The 20,278-nt window shown below is 71.6% G+C and carries 16 protein-coding genes and 1 pseudogene; 9 read left to right on the plus strand and 8 right to left on the minus strand.

Features of this window, described 5'->3' with window-relative positions:
- Positions 1-77 precede the first annotated feature (77 nt).
- The 3 genes from ASF52_RS21395 to ASF52_RS21405 form a co-directional block, all read right to left on the minus strand.
- Entirely contained in the window at positions 78-449 is a 372-nt protein-coding gene (locus tag ASF52_RS21395) for a response regulator (protein WP_056176733.1), read from the minus strand.
- Positions 450-608: 159 nt separating this feature from the next.
- The gene (hpt, locus tag ASF52_RS21400; RefSeq protein ID WP_056176735.1) at positions 609-1,178 is read right to left on the minus strand and encodes a hypoxanthine phosphoribosyltransferase; all 570 of its coding nucleotides are present in this window, start codon (positions 1,176-1,178) and stop codon (positions 609-611) included.
- Between the two features lie 12 nt (positions 1,179-1,190).
- Positions 1,191-2,027, minus strand: a complete 837-nt coding sequence (locus ASF52_RS21405) for a zinc-ribbon domain-containing protein (RefSeq protein WP_056176738.1) — start codon at positions 2,025-2,027, stop codon at positions 1,191-1,193.
- 214 nt (positions 2,028-2,241) lie between these two features.
- On the opposite strand from ASF52_RS21405, the gene ftsE reads away from it, so the two are divergent.
- The 3 genes from ftsE (at position 2,242) to ASF52_RS21420 (ending at position 4,818) form a co-directional block, all read left to right on the plus strand.
- Positions 2,242-2,943, plus strand: coding sequence for a cell division ATP-binding protein FtsE (ftsE, locus tag ASF52_RS21410; protein ID WP_200918837.1), 702 nt, complete (start codon positions 2,242-2,244; stop codon positions 2,941-2,943).
- On the plus strand, positions 2,940-3,920 hold the full coding sequence (locus ASF52_RS21415; protein WP_056176745.1) for a cell division protein FtsX: 981 nt from the start codon (positions 2,940-2,942) through the stop codon (positions 3,918-3,920). The genes ftsE and ASF52_RS21415 overlap by 4 nt, the downstream gene beginning before the upstream one ends.
- Positions 3,921-4,152: 232 nt before the next feature.
- Entirely contained in the window at positions 4,153-4,818 is a 666-nt protein-coding gene (locus ASF52_RS21420; protein WP_244473041.1) for a YdcF family protein, read from the plus strand.
- Between the two features lie 63 nt (positions 4,819-4,881).
- On the opposite strand, the gene ASF52_RS21425 is transcribed toward ASF52_RS21420, so the two are convergent.
- The 3 genes from ASF52_RS21425 to hpf form a co-directional block, all read right to left on the minus strand.
- Positions 4,882-5,220: a hypothetical protein gene (locus ASF52_RS21425; protein ID WP_056176752.1), complete on the minus strand. Its 339-nt coding sequence runs from the start codon at positions 5,218-5,220 to the stop codon at positions 4,882-4,884.
- A 5-nt stretch (positions 5,221-5,225) separates the two neighbouring features.
- Positions 5,226-5,693, minus strand: a complete 468-nt coding sequence (gene ptsN, locus ASF52_RS21430; protein ID WP_056176756.1) for a PTS IIA-like nitrogen regulatory protein PtsN — start codon at positions 5,691-5,693, stop codon at positions 5,226-5,228.
- A gap of 125 nt (positions 5,694-5,818) precedes the next feature.
- A complete protein-coding gene (gene hpf / locus ASF52_RS21435) occupies positions 5,819-6,454 on the minus strand; it encodes a ribosome hibernation-promoting factor, HPF/YfiA family (RefSeq protein WP_056176758.1) in 636 nt (211 codons plus the stop codon).
- A 414-nt stretch (positions 6,455-6,868) separates the two neighbouring features.
- Here hpf and ASF52_RS21440 point away from each other — a divergent pair, with 414 nt between their 5' ends.
- From ASF52_RS21440 to ASF52_RS22815, 4 genes are all read left to right on the plus strand, one after another.
- Entirely contained in the window at positions 6,869-7,642 is a 774-nt protein-coding gene (locus tag ASF52_RS21440; protein WP_056176760.1) for a lysophospholipid acyltransferase family protein, read from the plus strand.
- Positions 7,643-7,875: 233 nt separating this feature from the next.
- A complete protein-coding gene (locus ASF52_RS21445) occupies positions 7,876-8,241 on the plus strand; it encodes a hypothetical protein (protein ID WP_056176763.1) in 366 nt (121 codons plus the stop codon).
- Positions 8,242-8,349: 108 nt separating this feature from the next.
- Positions 8,350-9,447 (plus strand): DUF2125 domain-containing protein, encoded by a 1,098-nt coding sequence (locus tag ASF52_RS21450; RefSeq protein ID WP_056176998.1) that lies wholly within the window; start codon positions 8,350-8,352, stop codon positions 9,445-9,447.
- Positions 9,448-9,600: 153 nt separating this feature from the next.
- On the plus strand, positions 9,601-9,756 hold the full coding sequence (locus ASF52_RS22815; protein WP_156369003.1) for a DUF3309 domain-containing protein: 156 nt from the start codon (positions 9,601-9,603) through the stop codon (positions 9,754-9,756).
- A 98-nt stretch (positions 9,757-9,854) separates the two neighbouring features.
- Here the strand turns inward: ASF52_RS22815 and ASF52_RS21455 are convergent, their stop codons facing one another.
- On the minus strand, positions 9,855-11,234 hold the full coding sequence (locus ASF52_RS21455; RefSeq protein ID WP_156630268.1) for a serine protease: 1,380 nt from the start codon (positions 11,232-11,234) through the stop codon (positions 9,855-9,857).
- A gap of 149 nt (positions 11,235-11,383) precedes the next feature.
- Here ASF52_RS21455 and ASF52_RS21460 point away from each other — a divergent pair, with 149 nt between their 5' ends.
- Both ASF52_RS21460 and pbpC read left to right on the plus strand, forming a co-directional pair.
- Complete coding sequence (locus ASF52_RS21460; protein WP_056176766.1) at positions 11,384-16,678, plus strand: alpha-2-macroglobulin family protein; 5,295 nt, start codon at positions 11,384-11,386, stop codon at positions 16,676-16,678.
- A 154-nt stretch (positions 16,679-16,832) separates the two neighbouring features.
- On the plus strand, positions 16,833-19,013 hold the full coding sequence (gene pbpC / locus ASF52_RS21465) for a penicillin-binding protein 1C (RefSeq protein ID WP_082515430.1): 2,181 nt from the start codon (positions 16,833-16,835) through the stop codon (positions 19,011-19,013).
- Positions 19,014-19,067: 54 nt separating this feature from the next.
- Here pbpC and ASF52_RS23655 read toward each other — a convergent pair.
- Positions 19,068-20,180 (minus strand): annotated as a pseudogene (locus ASF52_RS23655) (GGDEF domain-containing protein); the annotation flags it as partial.
- Between the last annotated feature and the right edge of the window lie 98 nt (positions 20,181-20,278).

Below are 20,278 nucleotides of genomic sequence, written 5' to 3' on the forward strand. Positions count from 1 at the left end.
TCGGGCACATGCGAGCCCAGCCGGAGGTGGGTGCTCCCGAAAGACCGGCGCGTGGTCGGCGCCTCAGCGCCGCATGGTCAGGCGGCGAGGGCCAGGGCCCGGGTCACGGTGGAGCGCAGATCCGCGAGGGAGAAAGGCTTGGTGAGCACATCGGTGACGATGGCGTCGAGGCCGCGCGCGCGCTCGCGCTGATCGGCGAAGCCCGTCATCAGCAGGATGGTGAGGTTGGGAAAATCGCGCTTGGCCGCCAGTGCCAGGGCGATCCCGTCCATCAGCGGCATGCGGATGTCCGTGAGCATCAGATCGAAGGCGCCGTCGGCTTCGATGAGACGGTCGAGCCCGTCGCTGCCATCGGTGGCGGTGACCACGGCATGGCCATCGATCTCCAGGCCCCGCTTGAGGAATCCCCGGACCGTCTCTTCGTCATCCACGAGCAGGATGCGCGCCATCGTTCGTCAGGTTCTCTCGCAAGGGAAGGGATTTCAGTCACGCAAGCGAGCGGGCGCCCTGTCAAGGGACAGAGCGCCACACGGATGCGCCTGCGGACTTTTTTTCGTGCCGGGACCGTAGTCTTCGCCGGGTGGTCCGCTCCGGCGACCGTCCCTCGATCAGGTGCCGCCGAACAGGTCCGCTTCGGGGCTGTCGTAATCCACGAGGCCGACGAAGGGCAATTGCCGGTAGGCGTGCGCCACGTCCATGCCGTAGCCGACCACGAAGACGTCGGGGCAGGTGAAACCGACGAAGTCGGCGTCGATGGTGACGGCGCGCTTGCCCGGCTTCTCGAGGAGCACGGCCGTGAGCACCCGCTTGGCCCCGCGCGCCATCAGCAGATCCTTGGCGAACACGATGGTCCGGCCGGATTCGAGGATGTCGTCGATGAGCAGCACGTCGCGCCCGCGCACCTCGCTCTCGACGTCGCGCAGGATCTCGACCTGTCCCGACGAGACCGTGGCGGTGCGGTAGCTCGACAGATGGACGAACTCCGCCTGCGGCTCCAGACCGGCCCGGTGCAGGGCGCGCAGGAGATCGGCGGCGAACATGAAGCTGCCCTTGAGCACCGCCACCACCAGGAGGTTCTGGGGCTTGGCCGCCGCGATGGCGGCGGCGAGTTCCTCGGTGCGCCGGGCGATGGCGGCTTCGTCGAACAGGACGCGGACGCGTCGGGAAGGAGTCGTCATGGACACCTCATATCACGGGTGGCCGCGGGTGCCATCGGTTTTGGCGACCGCGTCGGCCCGTTGCACCGAAGGGGCTTGCGAGAAACGCACGTGGATCGCGCGCGCCTCGGCGGGCGGCGCCGACAGGCTGGCCCGGAACCGCGCGGTCTCGCGGTTCTCGAGGCTGCGGCGCGGCGGGACCACGCTCCAGCGATACAGGGGCTGGTCGCGCCCGTCCCGCACCTCGATCTCGATGGGGGGGACCGCCGCGCCGTCCGCCGCCACCCCGACCACGTCGCCCTCGACCACGAGCTGGGCGCCGTCGCCTTGCGTCTGAAAAGCGACCACGTCGCGCAGGTCGAGGCCGCGGAGATTCACCGGCAGGCCGATGCGGGCGTAGAGCCCGGCGGTCTGGGGCATCGCCCGCACCACGGTCGTGCGTCCGAGAACCGCGAGGCCGAGCCCGGCCACCACGGACAGGCCGATGGCGGCGGTGGGCGAGAAGCGTGGCCGCCCGACGGACTTGACCGGGGCCTTCGGTCTCGGGCGAGCGCGTGGCTCGGAGGGGAGCGCCTCCGCCGTGGCCGATGCGGGCCCGGAATCGGATGCCCCTGTCTCTTCCGCCATCGCCGCCTCCCAGGCGTCGAGGGAGGCCTGGGCCTCGGCCCGCGCCTTGGCGTCCTCCGGGCCGGCCTGGACCGCCTCCATCATGGCGGCCGTCATCTCGGCCTCGAGGGCGGCCGCGACATCGTCCGGGGAGATGAACCAGGTCTCGCGGCAGGCCGCGCAACGCACGGAGCGTCCCTCCGCGCCGACGCGATCGGTGTCGATCACATATTCGCTTGCGCAGGATGGGCAGACGATCAGCATGGCGAATCGGCGCCTCGGGGTCTCGATCGGCAGTTGCCGGCTCGGTCAAAAAGACTCACACGGTTCTGCGCGAACGCGGTTAACCATCCGTGAAGCGGTGGCGCCGGACGCGTGCGCCGCGTTCCCGAGGGGATGCGCGACCGCAATCGGGCAAGCGTGATGAGGCAAGAGCGCGTGATGGGGCAAGAGTGATGGGGTGCGCGTGGCGGATCGGGTGAACACGGGCAGCCTGCTGTCCGGGGCGGAAGAGCCGGTGGTCCAGTTCGAGAATGTCGGGATGCGCTACGGCCTCGGTCCGGAGGTGCTCAGCGACGTGAGCTTCCAGATCGCGCCGCGCTCGTTCCAGTTCCTCACGGGGCCGTCGGGGGCGGGCAAGACCACGCTCCTGCGCCTCATCCTCCTGTCGGTGCGCCCGACGCGGGGACTGGTCTCGGTGTTCGGCGAGGAGGTCAGCGGCATCTCCAGCGAGGCGCTGACGGGCCTGCGCCGGCGCATGGGCGTGGTGTTCCAGGATTTCCGCCTCCTCGACCATCTCACCACCTACGAGAACGTCGCGCTCCCCCTGCGCGTCCAGGGCCGGGCCGAGACGAGCTACCGGGCCGAGGTGGTCGAATTGCTGCGCTGGGTCGGCCTCGGCGAGCGCATGCACGTGTTGCCGCCGCTCCTGTCGGGCGGCGAGAAGCAGCGCGCCGCCATCGCGCGCGCCCTCATCGCGCGACCCGAACTGCTCCTCGCCGACGAGCCCACGGGCAACGTCGATCCGGGGCTGGGACGGCGCCTCTTGCGCCTGTTCATCGAGCTCAACCGCCTCGGGACCTCCGTGCTCATCGCCACCCACGATTTCGCCCTGATGGATCTCGTCGATGCCCGCCGGCTGGTGCTCGGCGACGGCCGCCTCGCCGTGGAGCGTCCATGAGCCGATCCGTCGCCCCCGCCGCCAGCCGACCCGTTTCCCCGCCGCGCACGGCGTCGCCTCCGCCGAGCCCGCTGCCCGCGACCCTGCGGCGCAACGCCCCCCTGGTCCCGACGGATTCCTCGGCGAGCCGGGCGCTCGCCGCCGTCATCGCCATCCTCACCTTCCTCGCCGCCCTGTGCGCGGGGGCCGCCGAGATCGTGGCCTCCAGCGCCGACCAGTGGCAGGGCGCGGTCGCCCAGGAAGTGACGATCCAGGTCCGCCCGAGCCCCGGGCGCGACCTCGACGCCGACGTCGCCCGGGCGGAAAGCCTGGCCAAGGCAACGCCCGGCATCGCCGCCGCCCGGGTGTTCTCGAAGGCCGAGGCCGAGCGGCTGCTCGAGCCCTGGCTCGGCAGCGGCCTCGATCTGTCCGACCTGCCGGTGCCGCGCCTCGTCACCCTGCGCCTCGCCGAATCCGCCCGGCCCGACCTGAAGCCCCTGCGCGCGTCGCTCGCGGAGGCGCTCCCCGGCGTCGCGAGCCTCGACGATCACGCCCTGTGGCTGCGCCGGCTCTCGACCATGGCCAACACCTTCGTGGGCGTCGGCGTCGGCCTCGTCGCCCTCGTCCTCGTCGCCACGGGCCTCGCGGTGGTCTTCGCCACCCGGGGTGCCATGGCGGGCAATCGCGAGGTGGTGGAAGTGCTGCACTTCGTCGGCGCCGACGACGATTTCATCGCCCGCGCGTTTCAGCGGCGGTTCTTCCGCCTCGGCCTGCGCGGCGGCATCATCGGCTCCGTGGCGGCCCTGATCGCCTTCGCGATCGCCGGCTTCGCCGCCGGCGCCTGGCGCTCCGGACCGGCCGGCGAGGAGATCGAGGCCCTGTTCGGCGCCTTCCACATTGGCTGGCGCGGCTATGCCAGCGTGCTCCTGATCGGTGTGATCGCCTCCGTGGTCACCGGCATCGTCTCGCGCCTCACCGTGCGGCGCTTCCTGGCCTGACCATGTCCGGGGCGCACCTCACGGGATCGCGTTAACCCTCCGTGAACCTTTCCGGGAGGAGATACTTGCCTCGTCACGGCCTCAATCGGGGCTATCTTCACGGAGAATGACGACGCGGATGTCAGGCAGCCACACCACGAGGCCCTCCGAGGCTTTCGGCTGGGCCTGGACCGATGCACCCCGGCGTGCGGAGCCCGCCCTTCGCCTATCGGTGCGATCCCCCGGGCGCACGATGAAGGCGGTCCTGGGGCTCGCCGGTCTCGGCGGAGCGGTCCTGTTCGGTGGTTTCCTCACCTTCGTCGCCTGCGTCGAGCGCGACCAGCGTGCGCCGGAAGGCCGGGCCGACGGCATCGTGGCCCTGACGGGAGGCGCCCAGCGCATCGGCGATGCCATCGATCTCCTGGCCAACGGTTACGGTCGGCGCCTGCTCATCACCGGCGTCAACGAGCGCACCAGCCGCGACGAGATCGCCCGCCTCAATCCCAATCAGCGCCACTGGATCGATTGCTGCGTCGATCTCGACTACCGGGCGCGCAACACCATCGGCAACGCCATCGAGACCCGGCGCTGGATGCGCCTGCACCGCTTCAGCACCGTGGCGGTGGTGACGTCGAACTACCACATGCCCCGCACCCTGGTGGAGCTCGATCATGCCCTGCCGGGCATCGACCGCGTGGTGCCGTATCCGGTCGTGACCGAGGGGTTCGATGCCGGTCGCTGGTGGCAGCAACCGTCCGCGGCCCGGCTCCTCGCCTCCGAATACCTGAAGTTCCTGGTGGCCTGGGTCCGCACTCGCTTCGAGGACGACCCCGAGCGGTCCCGCGCGGCGATCCTCATCGGGCGCGGCAAACCGATCAAGGTCGTGGCCGAACCGCTTCTCCTGCGCGGCCAGCACTGAATCGTCCGGGGCCCCTGGGCAATCGGTTCGTCCCGCGGCCCCGCCAGAGCGTGGCGCGTCGGCTCACACGCCTTTGCAGCGGCTCTTGATCAGCCCCGAGAACTCCTTCTCGGAGCCCACCACCTGGGCCAGCCGCTCGCTGCGCTCGGCCCCGGACAGGCAGCGGCCGTAGACGCCGGCCACCCGGCGCATGGTCTCGACGTGGCGACGCCAGATTCGGCACAGTTCGGCCTCGTCGCTGCCCGTCTGTTCGAGCTGGTCGATGGCTTGGCGCTGCATCGAACTCGCCACGAGGACGTCGCGCGCGCAGGCGGTGTCCGTCGGACCGGCCGCGGCCGGGACGCCCAGGGCCAGGAGACAGCCAGCGGCGGCGGCCGACCGGAATCGCGAAAGGAACGGCATCGGGATCACGCCGCCTGGGACGCCGACGTGTGGGTCAGGAGGGCATAGAGGGCGCTGGCGTCGCGGGCGGCGCGGATGCGCTCGAGGATGCCGGGTTCGCGCAGGAGCCGGGCCACCTGGGCCAGGGCCTTGAGGTGATCGGCGCCCGCTCCCTCGGGGGCGAGGAGCAGGAAGGCGATGTCCACGGGCTGGCCGTCCAGGGAATCGAAATCCACCGGCCGCTCCAGGCGGGCCACGAGGCCGAACAGGCGGTCCAGGCCCGGCAGCTTGCCGTGCGGGATCGCCACCCCGTCGCCGATGCCCGTCGAGCCGAGTCGTTCCCGCTGCAGCAGGGTCTCGAACACCTCGCGCTCGTCCAAAGCCGGCAGGTGCCGCACGGCGTGGGCGCTCAACTCCTGCAGGATCTGCTTCTTGGCGCGGGCGCGCAGCGAAGGCACCACGGAATCCGGATTGAGGAATTCCAGCACTGGCATGAAGGACCGCCGCCCCTTCGGCGGTGACCGGAACGGCCACCGCGGAGTAAAAGGTCGGACCGCGCACGGTCCAAGATCACCTAAGGATCAATCGCTGGGTTCCGATGTCAGTTCCGGTCAGGCGCTCAAGCGTTGGCGTCCGCCGGATCGACCCAGCCGATCGCTCCGTCACTGCGGCGGTATACGACGTTGATGCGCCCGGTGCCAGCATGAACGAACACGATCACCGGCGCCCCCGTCAGATCGAGGGCGGTGACCGCCTCGCTCACCGAATGGCGCTTGAGCGTCTTGGTGCTCTCGGCCACCACGGGGGGATGATCCGTTCCATCGTCGGGCTGATCGCCGTCGAGATCCTCCGCGTCGCGGTCGTCGTCGTCCGCCGACTCGGCCTCGCTCGGGGACGCGAACACCGCGTAGGCGGCCTGCACGGTGGCGCCCTCGTGGGCGGCCGCACCGTGGTCCTTGAGCCGGTGCTTGTAGCGGCGCAGGCGCTTCTCGAGGCGGTCGGCCGTCTGCTCGAAGCTCGCATGGGCATCGTGTGCGGCCCCCGAGGCTTCCAGGGTCAGGCCGGAGACGAGGTGCAGCACGCAATCCGTCCGGTAGGCCGTCCCGTCCCGCCGCAGGGTGACGTGGCCCGAGCAGGTCCCGTTCATGTGGCTGTCGAGGTATTTCGAGAGGGTCGCCGCCATCCGCTCTTCGACCCGGCCCCGCAGGGCTTCGCCGAGGTCCAGGCCATGGCCCGTGACGCGTAGTGACCCCATGTTCCCTCCGGTTTTTGTCGCCGTTGCGGGTCGAGTTAAGGAGCCTGCGCGAGAGAAGTCAACGAAGTCGGTCGCGTCGGCGAGCCGGGCCGGTCCGGCGTTCGGGAGCCAGGGCGGGCCCGATTCCGGTCCGCATGCGCCGGGGCGAATGTTTCCCCCGTGGGCAGAGGTTTTCACCCCGATCGGGCGTTTTCTGTTCGGGTGGGCGTTTTCCCCGGCGGCCGATGGGTTCAAGCTGTGCGAGAATCGCCCGCGGGAGCGTCCGCCCGGTTGGCCGTCCCCTCGTTTTTATCGGCGATCGGTTCTTGCCACGCCGCCGTTCTTGTCATTCAGCGTTCTTGCCGCCAGCTGTTTTTGCCGCCAGCCGTTCTTCCCGTCCCATAACTCTTGCCGTCCCATAAGTTTTGAGTCCCGATGGTCATTCTCCGCTCGATCGCCTTCAGCCTCGCCTTCTACCTCGCCACGACGCTCATCGCGGTGCTCGGCCTGCCCGCCCTCGTCTCCCGCCGGGCCGTCATCCGCCTCGCTCAAGCCTGGGCGAACGTCACCCTGTGGCTCCTGCGGGTGATCGGCGGCGTGGCCGTGGAGTTCCGGGGCCTGTCCAACATTCCGCAGGGCCCCGTCCTCGTCGCGGCCAAGCACCAGTCCGCTCTGGAGACCCTGGCGCTCGTCACGGTGTTCCCGGACTTCGCCTACATCCTCAAGCGTGAGCTCCTCTGGATTCCCCTGATCGGCTGGTTCCTGTCGCGCTCCGGCATGGTCGCCATCGACCGCTCGAAGGGCACGCGCGCCATGGCAGCGATGAACGAGGCCGCCGCCGACGTGATCCGCGCGGGACGCCAGCTCATCATCTTCCCCGAAGGAACGCGCCGCCCACCCGGCGCCCCGCCGGCCTACAAGCTCGGGCTGACCCACCTCTACGCGACCCTGGGCGTGCCCTGCCTTCCCGTGGCCCTCGACACCGGCCTGTACTGGCCGCGCCGCAGCCTGATGCGCCGGCCCGGCACCACGGTGATCGAGTTCCTTCCCCCGATCCCGCCCGGCCTCGACCGCGCCCGCTTCCTCGACACGGTCCAGGCGCGCATCGAGGGCGCCTCCGACGCCCTTCTCAGCGCCGGCCGGGCCGACCTCGCGGCCCGGGGCCACACCGTACCGGCCCCGGTGCAAAGCGCGTCGCCCACCGCCTGAGGCGTTGCGGGGCGCGCTCCGGCATCGGCGGGCACCCGGGCGACACCTTCATGGGGTCGCGAGCATGGAATCGCGGGGATGGGGTCGCCGGTGCCCGAACGTTCTCGCCCGGGAACGGCGGCCTTGACGGTAACCCTTTGTTAGGAATAATTTGGAACAAACAGCGAACGAAGGGTCCTGTCCCGGTCCGCTCCCAGCGGAACTTCGCGGATGCCCGAGCACGGAGACGACCGATGCGCGAAGAACGCCTCAGAACGACCGCCGGTCTGCGTGGAACCCCCGCCCTGCTGCTGAGTGCATGGCGTGGCCGGTCCGGCCGTCGCTACATCGTCGGCATCCATGATCTCGTCGAGCCTGAACTCGACGACATGGACGACGCGGTGATCCTGGCGGTGCGCCGCGACGCGGACGGGCATGGCGAGCTCGTCAGCGTCACCTCCGCCGGGGAAAGCCCGCGGGAGCGCCTGACCCGCGGCTGGCTGGTCCGCGCCCGGCATCGCGGCGCCAACGAGATGCACGTCCACCGCCTCGCCGAGACCGAGGCCGAGCGCCGCGCCATCGTGGCCGACTTCGACGCCGACGCGATGGCCGACGCCTGAACCCATCGGCCATGCTTTCGCCGCCAAGACCCTGATAGGCCATGCCGGACGAACGTGGCGGGCCTGCAGAGGGGCCGCCTCCGAAAGATCGACGGCGGCGGGGACCCGATGACAACGACGACAACGCCGGCCGCGCCCCGCGCGCATTCACGAAAAGGCCTGTTCGTCCCCTTCATCCTGCTCGCCACCCTCGTGGTCCTGTGGTCCGCCGCATGGGTCTGGGTCCGCGACCGGGCGGGCCGCGAGATGGATGCCTGGCTCGGCCGGGAGGCGGCGGCTGGCCGGACCTGGACCTGTGCCGACCGGTCGATCTCCGGCTATCCGTTCCGCATCGAACTCCGCTGCGCGTCCCTCGCCTTCGCCCGCGCCGACAGCCGCTTCACCCTGGGGCCGGTCACCGCCGTGGTTCAGGTCTATCAGCCGCGCCAGGGCATCCTGCAGGTGGCCGGGCCGTTCCACGTCGAGCAGGGCGACCTCACCGGCGACGTGACATGGACGTCCCTGGAGGCGAGCTTCCACGGCGCCTCCGAGGCGTTCGTGCGCGCCTCCGTGGTGGTCGACGCCCTGAAGGGCACCGTGCGCGGACCCGGGCAGCCCGACATCGCCTTCGACGCCCAGCACCTCGAGGCCCATGGCCGGCCGACCCCCGGCCGCTTCGCCGCCGAGGGAGCCGTCGACCTCAGCCTGCGCGTCGCCAAGGCGGCGGTGCCGTTCATCGATCCCTACGTCGGCAACGCCGACCCGACCGACATCGCCCTCGACGCCACCGTGAACCGGGCCGCGACCCTGCACACGGGAACGGTGGCGCGGGAACTGGAGGCCTGGCGCCAAGCCGGCGGCAGCCTCGACATCGCCCTTCTGTCGCTCGCCAAGGGCAATCGTCGGGCCCAGGCCCACGGCAGCCTGAGTCTCGATCCGAGCCATCGTCCGGAAGGCCAGATCGACGTGCGCGCCGCCGGCGTCGAAGCCATCGTCGGCCAAGTCATGGGCCAGCGCTTCGGCGCCGAGAAGGGCGCCCTCATCGGCAACCTCGTCGGCCAGTTCCTCGGCGGCGGCCGCCGTGCCCGGGCGGAGGCGGCGGCACCCGACGCGGTGCCCCCGGCCGACCCGGCCCTGAAAGCCCTCCCGCCCCTGCGGATCGCCGACGGTCGCGTGATGCTCGGCCCGTTCCCGATCCCGAATGTCGAGGTTCCGCCGCTCTATTGAGGCGGAGTGGGGCCGGTCGGCGGACGGGATTAAGTGAAAATCTGCGAGTTCGAGAAAATCTCGGTCCCGTCCGGTTGAACGGAATCCGATGCGGGGCGTTTGAACGGTCAAGCTCAAGCCGAAGCGGTTGAGCGCGCCCCGGAGTTCCGTTCCATGACCTTGACCACCATCCTTCTCATCATCCTCATCATCGCGGTTCTCGGCGGCGGCAACTTCCTCGGCGGCGGCGCCTATCGCGGACAGAGCTTCGGCCTCGGCGGTATCCTCGTGATCATCCTCATCGTGCTGCTGGTGACCGGACGACTCTGAGCTTCCGAACCTCGTCTTGAGACACTAGCCAAGCGAGATCTTTGGGACTTGTCGGCTTATCGGCCCGAACGCGAAGCTCGCCGTTCGGGTCGCTGCGTTCAAGGCTGGCAGGTGATTCCGACCACGGCGCCTGCCAGCCGCGCAACGACGGTTCCGGACGTGCTGCTCCCAGCGGTCGCGGTCGTCACGCCGGCCGAAGTCAGGAACGCGCCGATCCGGTCGGCCGCAACCGTTCCGTACCGCGCTGGCAGCACCACCCCCGCCACCTTGCGCGGCGCGCTCGGATAGCTGGCAACGAGTCCGGAGAGCGCCCCGCTGGCGTCCAGGATCGGTGCCCCCCCGGCGCCCGGCTGAAGAGGCGCCTCGATTCGCCCGTCGCTCGCGAGAAAGCCGGGCGCCGCCGCCACGGCGCCGTTCCCCTCCGCCCCCATCACCAGCACGGATCCCGAGGCCGTCGCGCCTGCCCCCTGCAGGGCCGGCGGGGCACCCGACTTCGACGGGCCCGACACATCCAGAAGCATCAGGCCGCCGTCGCGCATCGCGATGCGGGCGGCCCCACCGTTGACCCGCGGGATGGCGCAGCCGTCGAGGGCGGCGGCACTCGTGAGCACACGGCCCGGCGCCACCAGCAGCCCCGTCGCGAAGGGCGCGGCGGGACGGTCGATCAGGGGGGGCGGGATTGGAGCCGCGCGGGCGACCGGAGCCGCGGGCGCCGCGTCCGGGAACGGCACGAAGCTGTTGGCGATGGCGATGACGAGGCGGTCGAACGTCTCCGAGAGCACTTTGTCGTAGCCCAGGGTCAGACCGCGCAGGCCGGCTTCCCCGGCGGAGTAGCGGATGTAGGACTTGCCCGCGGGTGTCTCGGCGGTGACCACGAGGAAGTCCGGCCGCTGAAGCTTGTACGTCACGCGGCGCTCGGGGGTCGGCGCGGTGAGGCGGGCGAACATCGCTTCGAGGCTCGTCTCGCCGGGGGCGAACGACTTCGTCTCCACGGTGATGCGGCCATCCGCGCTCTGCCAGCGGGTGCCGCCCGGGATCGCTCCGCGCTTGGGCAGCAACCGCTCGGGCAGGCCCAGAACCGTGCCGCTCCCCGGATCGGGCTTGATGAGGAAGCCGGCCGCCGCGCGCGCGGCTGCACCGGCCTTGAGCAGCCCCGCGCGGCCGGTCGCGTCGAGGAGGCCGCCCCCGCCGCCCGTCCGGGCCCGGTAGGCGTTCAAGGCGTCGTAGGTGCGCTTCCCGAACGTGCCGGTGACGACGGCGTTGGAATCCCCCGTCCAGACCAGGGCGTCCTGGAGGGCCTTGCGTTCGGCTTCCGGCAACGCCTCGTACGCCGCCTTGGCCGCTTCGAAGGCCGGGTCGGGCGCAGCCGCCCGCGGAGGCGGCACGGCGGGCCTCGTTGCCTGGGCCAGGGCCAGCGCCGGGGCGAGACCCAACACGACGCAGCCCATTCCCAAACCGGCCCGAACCCGTCGCACCATCGATCCGTGCCTCCGAAACGCGGGATGGAGCTTGGCAGAGGCGCCGCGTGAATTCCAGGGCGTCGATCCCGGATTGCGGGCGGGAGGCGAAGTGCTACGGTCCCGGCCCGGAGCGCCGTGCGGGCGGGGTCGAGTCGATGGGGTTGGCGATGGCGGGATCGACGGGGCACAGGCGCACGGCGCTCGTGGCAGCGGGCGCGTTCCTCCTCGCCGGCCTGTTCGACCCGCCTGCGCAGGCGCAGGCACCCCTGGGCCAACCCACCAGGACGGGCCTGAAGGCCCCGGCCCCCAAGGCCTTTCAGCGTGAACCCCTCGCCAGCGACGGCGTACGCCTCGAGGCCGCTCTCAAGGCCGAGGCCGGCCCGCCGCGCCCGGCCGCTCGGGCACGGGCCGAGGGCGCGGCCCTGATGGAGGCCGAAAAGCCCCTCGAGGCGCTCAAGCCCCTCGGGGCCGCCATCGCCGCCGAGCCGGGCAACCCCGAGAACTGGCTCGCCTACGCCCGTGCCGCGAGCGCCGTCGGCACCGGGGAGACCGGCGATTACAGCAGCCGCATGCGTCTGCGCCGCAACGCAAGGGCCGCCGCCTACGCGGCTTACCTGCGCGCGGCCACCGTCGCCGCCGAGGCCGAGGCGCTCGCCACCCTCGGCGAAGTCCAGGCCGCCGAATCCGAGTGGCGCCCGTCCCTGGAAGCCTACCGCGCCAGCCTCGCGCTCGCCGACGACGTGCAGGTGCGCGAGACCTACGAGGGGCTGCGGGCCGAGCACGGCTTCCGTGTCCTCGACTACAAGGTCGATTCCGATGCCGCCGCCCCGCGCGTCTGCTTCCAGTTCTCCGAAGGGCTGGCCCCGAAGACCGATTTCACCCCCTTCGTCGCCGTCTCGGGCGCGGCCAACGCCGCCGTCACGGGGAGCGGCCAGCAGGTCTGCGTCGACGGACTCAAGCATGGTGAGCGCTACGCCTTCGTCCTGCGCCAGGGGATTCCGTCTGCGGCCGGCGAGACCCTGCTGAAGTCGTTCGACTACGAGGTCTATGTCCGGGACCGCTCGCCCCAGGTGCGGTTCACCGGGCGCAACTACGTCCTGCCGCGCACGGGTCAGGCCGGGGTGCCCCTGGTCTCGGTGAACGCAGCGAAGCTCGACGTCGAGGTCCTGCGCATCGGCGATCGCGGCCTGCTGCCGTCGCTGCGCTCGGAAGATTTCCTTTCCCAGCTCAACGGCTCGACGGCGAAGACCATCGCCGAGCAGAAGGGCCAGCGGGTCTGGAAGGGCGTGCTCGACACGGCCAAGGCCGAGCTGAACGCGGAAGCCGTCACGGCCTTCCCCGTGCTGCAGGCGGTGGGCAAGTTGGAACCCGGTCTCTACGTCATGCTGGCCCAGCCCACGGGCGTCGCCGGCGCGACGGACGAGGAGGGCGGCTACGAGCAACAGGCGACGCAGTGGTTCGTGGTCTCGGACCTCGGGCTGACGGTGTTCAAGGGCCGCGACGGGGTCCATGTCTTCGCCCGGTCCCTCGCCTCGGCCGCCGTTGTGGCGGGCGCCGAAATCCGGCTGGTGGCCCGCAACAACGAGGTTCTGGCCACGGCGAGAACCGACGCGCAGGGCCACGCCGCCTTCGCGGCCGGTCTCGCGCGCGGGGAGGGCGGGATCGCGCCGGGTCTCGTCGTGGCCCAGATGGGCGACGATTACGGCTTCCTCGACCTGAACCAATCCGCCTTCGACCTGACGGATCGCGGCGTGAAGGGCCGGCCCCAGCCCGGGGCCGTCGAGGCCTACGTGTTCCCCGAGCGCGGCGTCTACCGCTCGGGCGAGACCGTGAACCTCACCGCCCTCCTACGCGACGCCGTGGGCGTCGCCGTGCCCGACCTGCCCCTGACGCTCGTGCTCAAGCGCCCCGACGGCGTCGAGGCCCGCCGCGTCGCCGTGCCGGATGCCGGCCTCGGCGGGCGCTCGCTCGCCGTGCCCCTCCTGGCCGGGGCCATGCACGGCACCTGGCGGGTCTCGGCCTATACCGACCCCAAGGCGCCCGCCATCGGCGAGGCGAGCTTCCTCGTCGAGGATTACGTGCCCGAGCGCCTGGATGTGACGCTGTCGAGCGCGACCCCGAGCCTCGTCCGGGACGCGCCGGCCACCATCGATGTCGCGGCGCGCTACCTCTACGGCGCGCCGGGCTCGGGGCTCGAAGTCTCCGGCACCGTGCTGGTGCAGCAGGCGGCGGGCAGCGGCATCAAGGGGTTGGAGGGCTTCTCCGTCGGCCTCGACGACGAGCGGGTCGAAGCCGTCTCCCAGGAGATCGAGGCGCGGGCCACCACGGACGCGCAGGGGGCCGCCCGCCTCACCGTGCCGGTGCCGGCGCTTGCTGCCCCGCGCCCCACGGAGGCCCGCATCACCCTTCAGGTCGGCGAGCCGGGCGGCCGGGCGCTCTCGCGCACCCTCACCCTGCCGATCCTGCCCGAAGGCCCGGTGCTGGCGATCCGCAAGACCTTCTCGGGCGACCTGCCCGAGGGCGGCACCGCCGGCTTCGAGGTCGCCATGGCGGCGCCCGATGGCCGGCGCTTGTCCCAAGCGGGCGTCGCCTGGACCCTGCAGAAGGTCGAGAAGACCTACCAATGGTACCGCGAGGGCGGGCGTTGGTCGTTCGAGCCCGTCACCAGCACCCGGCGCATCGCCGACGGGAAACTCGATCTCGCGTCCGACACCCTCGGGCGGATCAATTCCGTGGTGAGCTACGGCACCTATCGCCTGGAGGCGAGCGTGCCGGGCCGGCCGCAGGCCACCGCGAGCGTCACCTTCACGGTCGGCTGGGGCGGGGGCGAGACGGCGGACGTGCCGGACCTCCTCGATCTGCGCCTCGACAAACCGTCCTATGCCACCGGCGAAACCCTGCGGGCCCGCCTTCAGCCGCGCTTTGCCGGTCAGGCGACCCTGGCGGTGGTGAGCGACAAGGTCCACGCCGTGCTGACTGTGGCGGTGCCGAGCGGCGGCACCACCGTCGACATCCCGGTCAAGCCCGAATGGGGTGCCGGTGCCTATCTCGTCGCCACCGCCTACCGGCCCCTCGACCAGGCGGCCAAGCGCCTGCCGGGCCGGGCCCTCGGGGTGGCGTGGTTCGCCGTCGATCCGGCGAGCCGCAGCCTCGCCGTCACCGTGGAGGCGCCCGCCAAGGTGCGGCCCCGCGAGACCCTCACGCTTCCGATCCGCCTCGCGGGCCTCGGCTCCGGAGAGACGGCCCGAGTCAGCGTGGCGCTCGTCGATGTCGGCATCCTCAACCTGACGCGCTACGAATCCCCCGATCCGTTCCGGCACTTCTTCGGTCAGAAGGCCCTCGGCCCCGAGATCCGCGACGTCTACGGCTACCTCATCGACGGCATGCAGGGGACGCTTGGCGCCATCCGCTCCGGCGGCGACGGCGGTGCGGCCGAACTCGCCGACACGCCCCCGACCCAGGCGCCCCTGGCGCTGTATTCCGGCCCCGTCACCGTCGGGCCCGACGGCCGGGCCAGCGTCAGCTTCCCGCTCCCGGCCTTCAACGGCACCGGCCGGGTCATGGTCACGGCCTGGAGCCGGTCGAAGGTCGGCGCGGCCCAGGCCGACGTGATCATCCGCGATCCCGTCATCCTCACCGGCACCCTGCCGCGCTTCCTCAACGTCGGCGACCGTTCGCGCTTCCACATCGCCATCGACAACGTCGAGGGGCCGGCGGGCGACTACACCGTCGATCTCGGCCTGACCGGTTCCGTGGTGGTGGGGGCCGAGGCCCTCCACAAGACCCTGCGACTGGAGGCGGGGGCCAAGGGGGCCCTGGTGATTCCCATCACCGCCGCCGGTCCAGGCACGACGCGCCTCGACGTGACACTCACCGGCCCCGGCCTGCCGCCCGGCATCGGCCAGAGCTTCGCGCTCGGGATCGGCGCCGGCACCGGGCCCCTCGCGCGCCGCACGGTGCAGCCGCTCGCGCCCGGCGCGACCCTGCGGGTGACGGACGAACTCCTCGCCGACATCCTGCCCGGCACCGGGGCCGTCTCGGTCACGGCCTCGACGCTCGCCGGCCTCGACGTGCCGGCCCTGCTCCAGGCCCTGGAGCGCTACCCCTACGCCTGCTCCGAGCAGACCGTGAGCCGGGCGATGCCGCTTCTGGCCCTCAGCCGCGCGGCGCCCGGGGACCGGATGGGCGTCGACGACGCCGTGGACATCCGCATCCGCGAGGCCATCGACCGGGTGCTCGCCCGCCAGGGCTCGTCGGGCGAGTTCGGCCTGTGGTCCGTCGGCGGCCAGACCGATGTCTGGCTCAACGCCTACGTCACCGACTTCCTCACCCGGGCGCGCGAGCGAGGCTTTGCCGTGCCACCCACCGCCTTCGCCAGCGCCCTCGACAGCCTGCGCAACGCGGTGGCCAACACGAGCGAGGTCCGGGACGGCGGCATGGACATCGCCTATGCGGCCTACGTGCTCGCCCGCAACGGCCGACCGGTGATGGGGGATCTGCGCTACCTCGCCGACACCAAGCTCGACGCCTTCGCCACCCCCCTCGGGCGCGGCCAGATCGCGGCGGCCCTCGCCCTGCTGGGCGACCGGGGCCGGGCGGCCAAGGCCTTCGCCTCGGCGGTGACGGCACTCAAGGGACCGGGACCCACGGACAGGCCGGATTACGGCTCGCGCCTGCGCGACGGCGCCGGCCTCCTGACACTGGCCGCCGAGACCGGGCTCGCCCGCGACGCGGTCCAGCCCCTGGCGACCGTCATCGCCGAGGAGCGCCAGGCGGGGCGCCCGACGAGCACCCAGGAGAACGCCTGGATGGTCATGGCTGCGCAGGGGCTGGCCAAGGATTCCGACGCCCTGCGCTTCACCATCGACGGCGCATCCGCGACCGGTGCCCTCGCGCGGCTCTATCGCGGCGATGCGCTGGCGGAAAAGCCCGTCGCCATCGTCAACGCCGGCACCACGACGGCGCAGATGGTGGTGAGCGTGATCGGCAACCCCATCGCGCCCGAGCCCGCCGAATCGCGGGGCTACGCCCTTGAGCGGACCTATCACCGCCTCGACGGCAGCCCCGTCGATCTCGCGCAGGGCATTCGCCAGAACGACCGCCTCGTAGTCGTTCTCAAGGTGACGGAAGCCAAGTCCAGCCCCGGCCGCCTGTTGCTGGTGGATCGCCTGCCGGCCGGCCTGGAGATCGACAACCCGAAGCTCCTCGACGCCGATGCGCTCACCGGTCTCGCCTTCGCCAAGTCCGACGTGGCACCGGTGTACACGGCGTTCCGCGACGACCGGTTCGTCGCCGCCTACGAGCGGACGACCGAGCAGTCGGCGTTCTTCCGCGTCGCCTACACCGTGCGCGCCGTCTCGCCCGGCACCTACGTCCACCCGGCCGCCACCATCGAGGACATGTACCGGCCCGAGCGCTTCGGGCGCACGGGCTTCGGGTCCGTGGTCGTGAGCGCGAAGTAGGGCGATGACGCGCGAGGGTCCGCCCTTCGGTTCCTCAGCCGTCGAGGACGCTCACGCCTCCTCCACGGCGGGCGATGGCCGTCATGTCGAGGCCGGCGCGGGTCCCCTCTCCTGGGGGGAGAGGGACAGGGTGAGGTGTGTAACCTTTCCGGAGATGGACCACACCTCACCCCAACCCTCTCCTTCCAGGAGAGAGGGCCTGTCGCGGTCCAGGCGATCGACGAGGACAGTTGTCGCGGGGCTGTTCGTCTTCTTTCTGACGACGGTCGCCATCGTCACCCTCGCCCTCTGGCGATTCGTCGCCATCCTCCCGCCCCTCGATCTGACGCAAGCCGGCTTGCGCTCCACCGTGGTCCTCGACCGCGACGGCGGACTCCTGCGCCCGTTCGCCACCGTGGATGGGCGCTGGCGCCTGCCGCTCTCCGCAGGGCAGGTCGATCCGCGCCTACTCGCCATGCTGACGGCCTACGAGGACAAGGGGTTCGACACCCATCCGGGCATCGACCCGGCCGCCACGCTCCGCGCCGCCGGGCAATGGCTGCGGCACGGCCGAATCGTCTCGGGCGGCTCGACCCTGTCGATGCAGGTGGCCCGCCTCGTCGAGCCCCGCGCCGCGCGCTCGCTTACCGCCAAGCTGCGCCAGATGGTACGGGCGGTGGAACTGGAGCGCCGCCTCGGCAAGGCGGGGGTGCTCGACCTCTACCTTGCGCTCGCCCCCTATGGCGGCCCGGTGGAGGGCCTGCGGGCGGCGAGTCTGGCCTATTTCGGGCGCGACCCGGCCCGGCTTTCCTTCGCCGAGGCGGCTTTGCTCGTCGCCCTGCCACAGGCCCCCGAAGCGCGTCGGCCCGACCGCTTCCCCATGGCCGCCCGGCGTGCCCGCGACCGGGTCCTCGACCGTGTGGCCGCGCAAGGGATCATCACGCCGGCCGAGGCGAAGGCGGCCAAGGCCGAACCCGTGCCGCAGAGGCGAAAGCCCTTCCCGATGCTGGCGGCCCATGCGGCGGAGGCGGCGGTCGCGGCCGATCCCACTTCGAGGAGCATCCGCCTCACCCTCGATGGGCGCCTGCAGGCGAGCCTCGAGGCACTGGCCACGGAGCGTGCCGCCGCCCTGGGCCCAAGCCTGTCCGTCTCCATCCTAGCCCTCGACAACCGCACGGGCGCGGTGCTGGCCCAGGTCGGCAGCCCGGGCCACGGCGATGCCTCACGGTCGGGTGCCATCGACATGACGGTGGCGATCCGGTCGCCGGGCTCGGCCCTGAAGCCCTTCATCTACGCGCTGGCCTTCGAGCAGGGGATCGCCCATCCAGAGACCCAGCTCGACGACCGGCCCGTGCGCTTTTCCGGCGCCTACGCCCCCGAGAATTTCGACCTCGGCTACCAGGGTACGGTGACGGCGCGGCGCGCCCTCCAGCTCTCCCTCAACGTGCCGGCGGTGGAGCTGCTTCAGGCCGTCGGGGCGGCCCGCTTCATCGCCCGCCTGCGGGCGGCGGGGGCGCGCATCGAGCTGCCGCGCGACACCGCCCCGGGCCTGCCCGTGGCCCTCGGTGGCCTGGGCATTACCCTCACCGACCTCGCGCGGCTCTTTTCCGGGATGGCGCGCGGCGGTCTGGTGCCGCCCCTCCTGCGCCGCCTCGACGGTCCCGCCCTCGGCTCTCCCGATGCCCGCATCGCCGAACCCGTGGCGGCTTGGTACGTGGCCGATACCCTGCGGGGAGCCCCCCCGCCCGAGAACGCTCTTCCCAACCGCATCGCCTACAAGACGGGCACGTCCTACGGCTATCGCGATGCCTGGGCCGTGGGGTTCGACCGGCGCGTCACCCTGGCGGTCTGGGCCGGGCGCCCGGACGGCAACGCCGTGCCGGGCCTCGTCGGCCGGGTTGTGGCCGCCCCGGTCCTGTTCGACGCCTTCGCGCGCTTCGGTGGCGAGCCCGAGCCCGTGCCGCGTCCGGCCGACGCCCTGGTGACCACCAATGCCGGCCTGCCGCCGCCGCTGCGCCACCTCCGCCGCGACGCGGCGAAGACCGTCTCGGCCGCCCTGGGGGCCACCCTCAAGATCGCCTACCCGCCCGATGGCGCCCGGATCGATCTCGGTGTGCCGGACACCGGTTTGGAAGGCGATCTAGCGGGCAGCGCGCCTGACACGGAACTCCGTGCGAGCCTCGCCCTCAAGGCTCTGGGCGGTGTTCCACCCCTGACCTGGATGGTCGACGGCCTGCCCGTCGCCGGCGGTGCCCGGCGCCAGGCCGCGTGGCGCCCCGAAGGCGCCGGCTTCGCTCGCATCTCGGTGGTGGACGCCAGCGGGGCTTCCGATTCCGTCATGGTGCGGATCGAGTAGGCCACCGTCGGGGGCCGGCGCGCTTCCGCCGGGACCACCGCTCTCGACCCGGTTCCGGCCGTTGCGCTTGGCCGCGTAGAGGGCCGCGTCGGCCGCTCGCATGAGTCCGTCGAGGTCGTGGCCGCAGGCCTCCGTCGTCGCCAACCCCACGCTGACGCTGACGTGCAGGTCCGGCAGGGTCGGCACGGCGAGGCTCGCGACGGCCCGGCGCACCATCTCGGCGCGGGCACGCGCATCCTCGGTTCCGGTCAGCAGGCAGGCGAACTCCTCTCCGCCCATGCGGCCGAAGATCGTGCCGGGGGGCACCAGGGCACCGGCGGTGTGGCAGAATCCGACGAGCACGGCGTCGCCGACGGCATGGCCGTAGGTGTCGTTGATGCGCTTGAAATGATCGAGATCGAACAGCAGCAGGGTCGCGGTCCGGTTCGAGCGGCTCAACGCCGACTGGGCTTCTGCCACGAAGGCCCGTCGGCTGGCGATGCCCGTGAGCGGATCCGTGTCGGCGGCGAGGCGCTGCAGCCGCTCCGCGCGTTCCTTCGTGAGTGCCATGAACACGAAGGCCAGGGCCAGGGTGAACAGCATCCCGAGGCAGGCGAGGATGGCGAACGCACTCGTCTGCAGGGGATGCACCCCCACGGGTTGGGGCGGGATGAGGAGGGCCATGGGAACGCGCACGGCGTACATCCCCCCATAGGCCAACAGCAGAAAGACGGCCGGGTAGCGGGAAACCAGGGGCTCGGTTCGCTTCTTCCAGATCAGGGCCGCCATGGCGAAGCAGAAGCTCGCGGCCATGCCGGAGGCCAGGACGATGCGCGCCGGAACGGAGGCGAAGAAATCCGGCACCAGGCATGCGCCGCTCCACAGGGCGACGCAGAGGATGACCGGCCGGGGGCGCAGGCGCCGCCCTTCGAAGGCGAGGATGCCGTTCCAGATCATCCCATACGCGCCGATGATCAGGGCGTTGGCGAGCCCGATGGACAGCGGATCCGAGATCAGTCCGCGCAGGGCGAGGAGCGCCGAGCCCACGCCGCCGACGAGGTGGGCGAGCCCCCAGATCGCCAGGGCGTGCATCCGTCGGGCCTGGCTCCACGACAGAAGAAACAGGATCCCGACCGTGAAAGTCAGGATGACCGTTACCAGGAGCAAGGTCGGGGCATCGAGCCGCATCGATCAGTTCCAAGCCGCAAGGCCTTCGCCTCCAAGCCACGAGGCTTTCGACTGCCTTCGCTTGCACGAGCAGGTTGCGCAGCGCAATCGTGAAGACG

The organism is Methylobacterium sp. Leaf112, from assembly GCF_001423295.1.
GTDB lineage: Bacteria > Pseudomonadota > Alphaproteobacteria > Rhizobiales > Beijerinckiaceae > Methylobacterium.

Coding starts and splice junctions, on each gene's coding strand:
- ASF52_RS21395 (WP_056176733.1), bottom strand. CDS start 449: ATGGCGCGCATCCTGCTCGTGGATGACGAAGAGACGGTCCGGGGATTC.
- hpt (WP_056176735.1), bottom strand. CDS start 1,178: ATGACGACTCCTTCCCGACGCGTCCGCGTCCTGTTCGACGAAGCCGCC.
- ASF52_RS21405 (WP_056176738.1), bottom strand. CDS start 2,027: ATGCTGATCGTCTGCCCATCCTGCGCAAGCGAATATGTGATCGACACC.
- ASF52_RS21415 (WP_056176745.1), top strand. CDS start 2,940: ATGAGCCGATCCGTCGCCCCCGCCGCCAGCCGACCCGTTTCCCCGCCG.
- ASF52_RS21420 (WP_244473041.1), top strand. CDS start 4,153: ATGAAGGCGGTCCTGGGGCTCGCCGGTCTCGGCGGAGCGGTCCTGTTC.
- ASF52_RS21425 (WP_056176752.1), bottom strand. CDS start 5,220: ATGCCGTTCCTTTCGCGATTCCGGTCGGCCGCCGCCGCTGGCTGTCTC.
- ptsN (WP_056176756.1), bottom strand. CDS start 5,693: ATGCCAGTGCTGGAATTCCTCAATCCGGATTCCGTGGTGCCTTCGCTG.
- hpf (WP_056176758.1), bottom strand. CDS start 6,454: ATGGGGTCACTACGCGTCACGGGCCATGGCCTGGACCTCGGCGAAGCC.
- ASF52_RS21440 (WP_056176760.1), top strand. CDS start 6,869: ATGGTCATTCTCCGCTCGATCGCCTTCAGCCTCGCCTTCTACCTCGCC.
- ASF52_RS21445 (WP_056176763.1), top strand. CDS start 7,876: ATGCGCGAAGAACGCCTCAGAACGACCGCCGGTCTGCGTGGAACCCCC.
- ASF52_RS21450 (WP_056176998.1), top strand. CDS start 8,350: ATGACAACGACGACAACGCCGGCCGCGCCCCGCGCGCATTCACGAAAA.
- ASF52_RS22815 (WP_156369003.1), top strand. CDS start 9,601: ATGACCTTGACCACCATCCTTCTCATCATCCTCATCATCGCGGTTCTC.
- ASF52_RS21455 (WP_156630268.1), bottom strand. CDS start 11,234: ATGGTGCGACGGGTTCGGGCCGGTTTGGGAATGGGCTGCGTCGTGTTG.
- ASF52_RS21460 (WP_056176766.1), top strand. CDS start 11,384: ATGGCGGGATCGACGGGGCACAGGCGCACGGCGCTCGTGGCAGCGGGC.
- pbpC (WP_082515430.1), top strand. CDS start 16,833: ATGGACCACACCTCACCCCAACCCTCTCCTTCCAGGAGAGAGGGCCTG.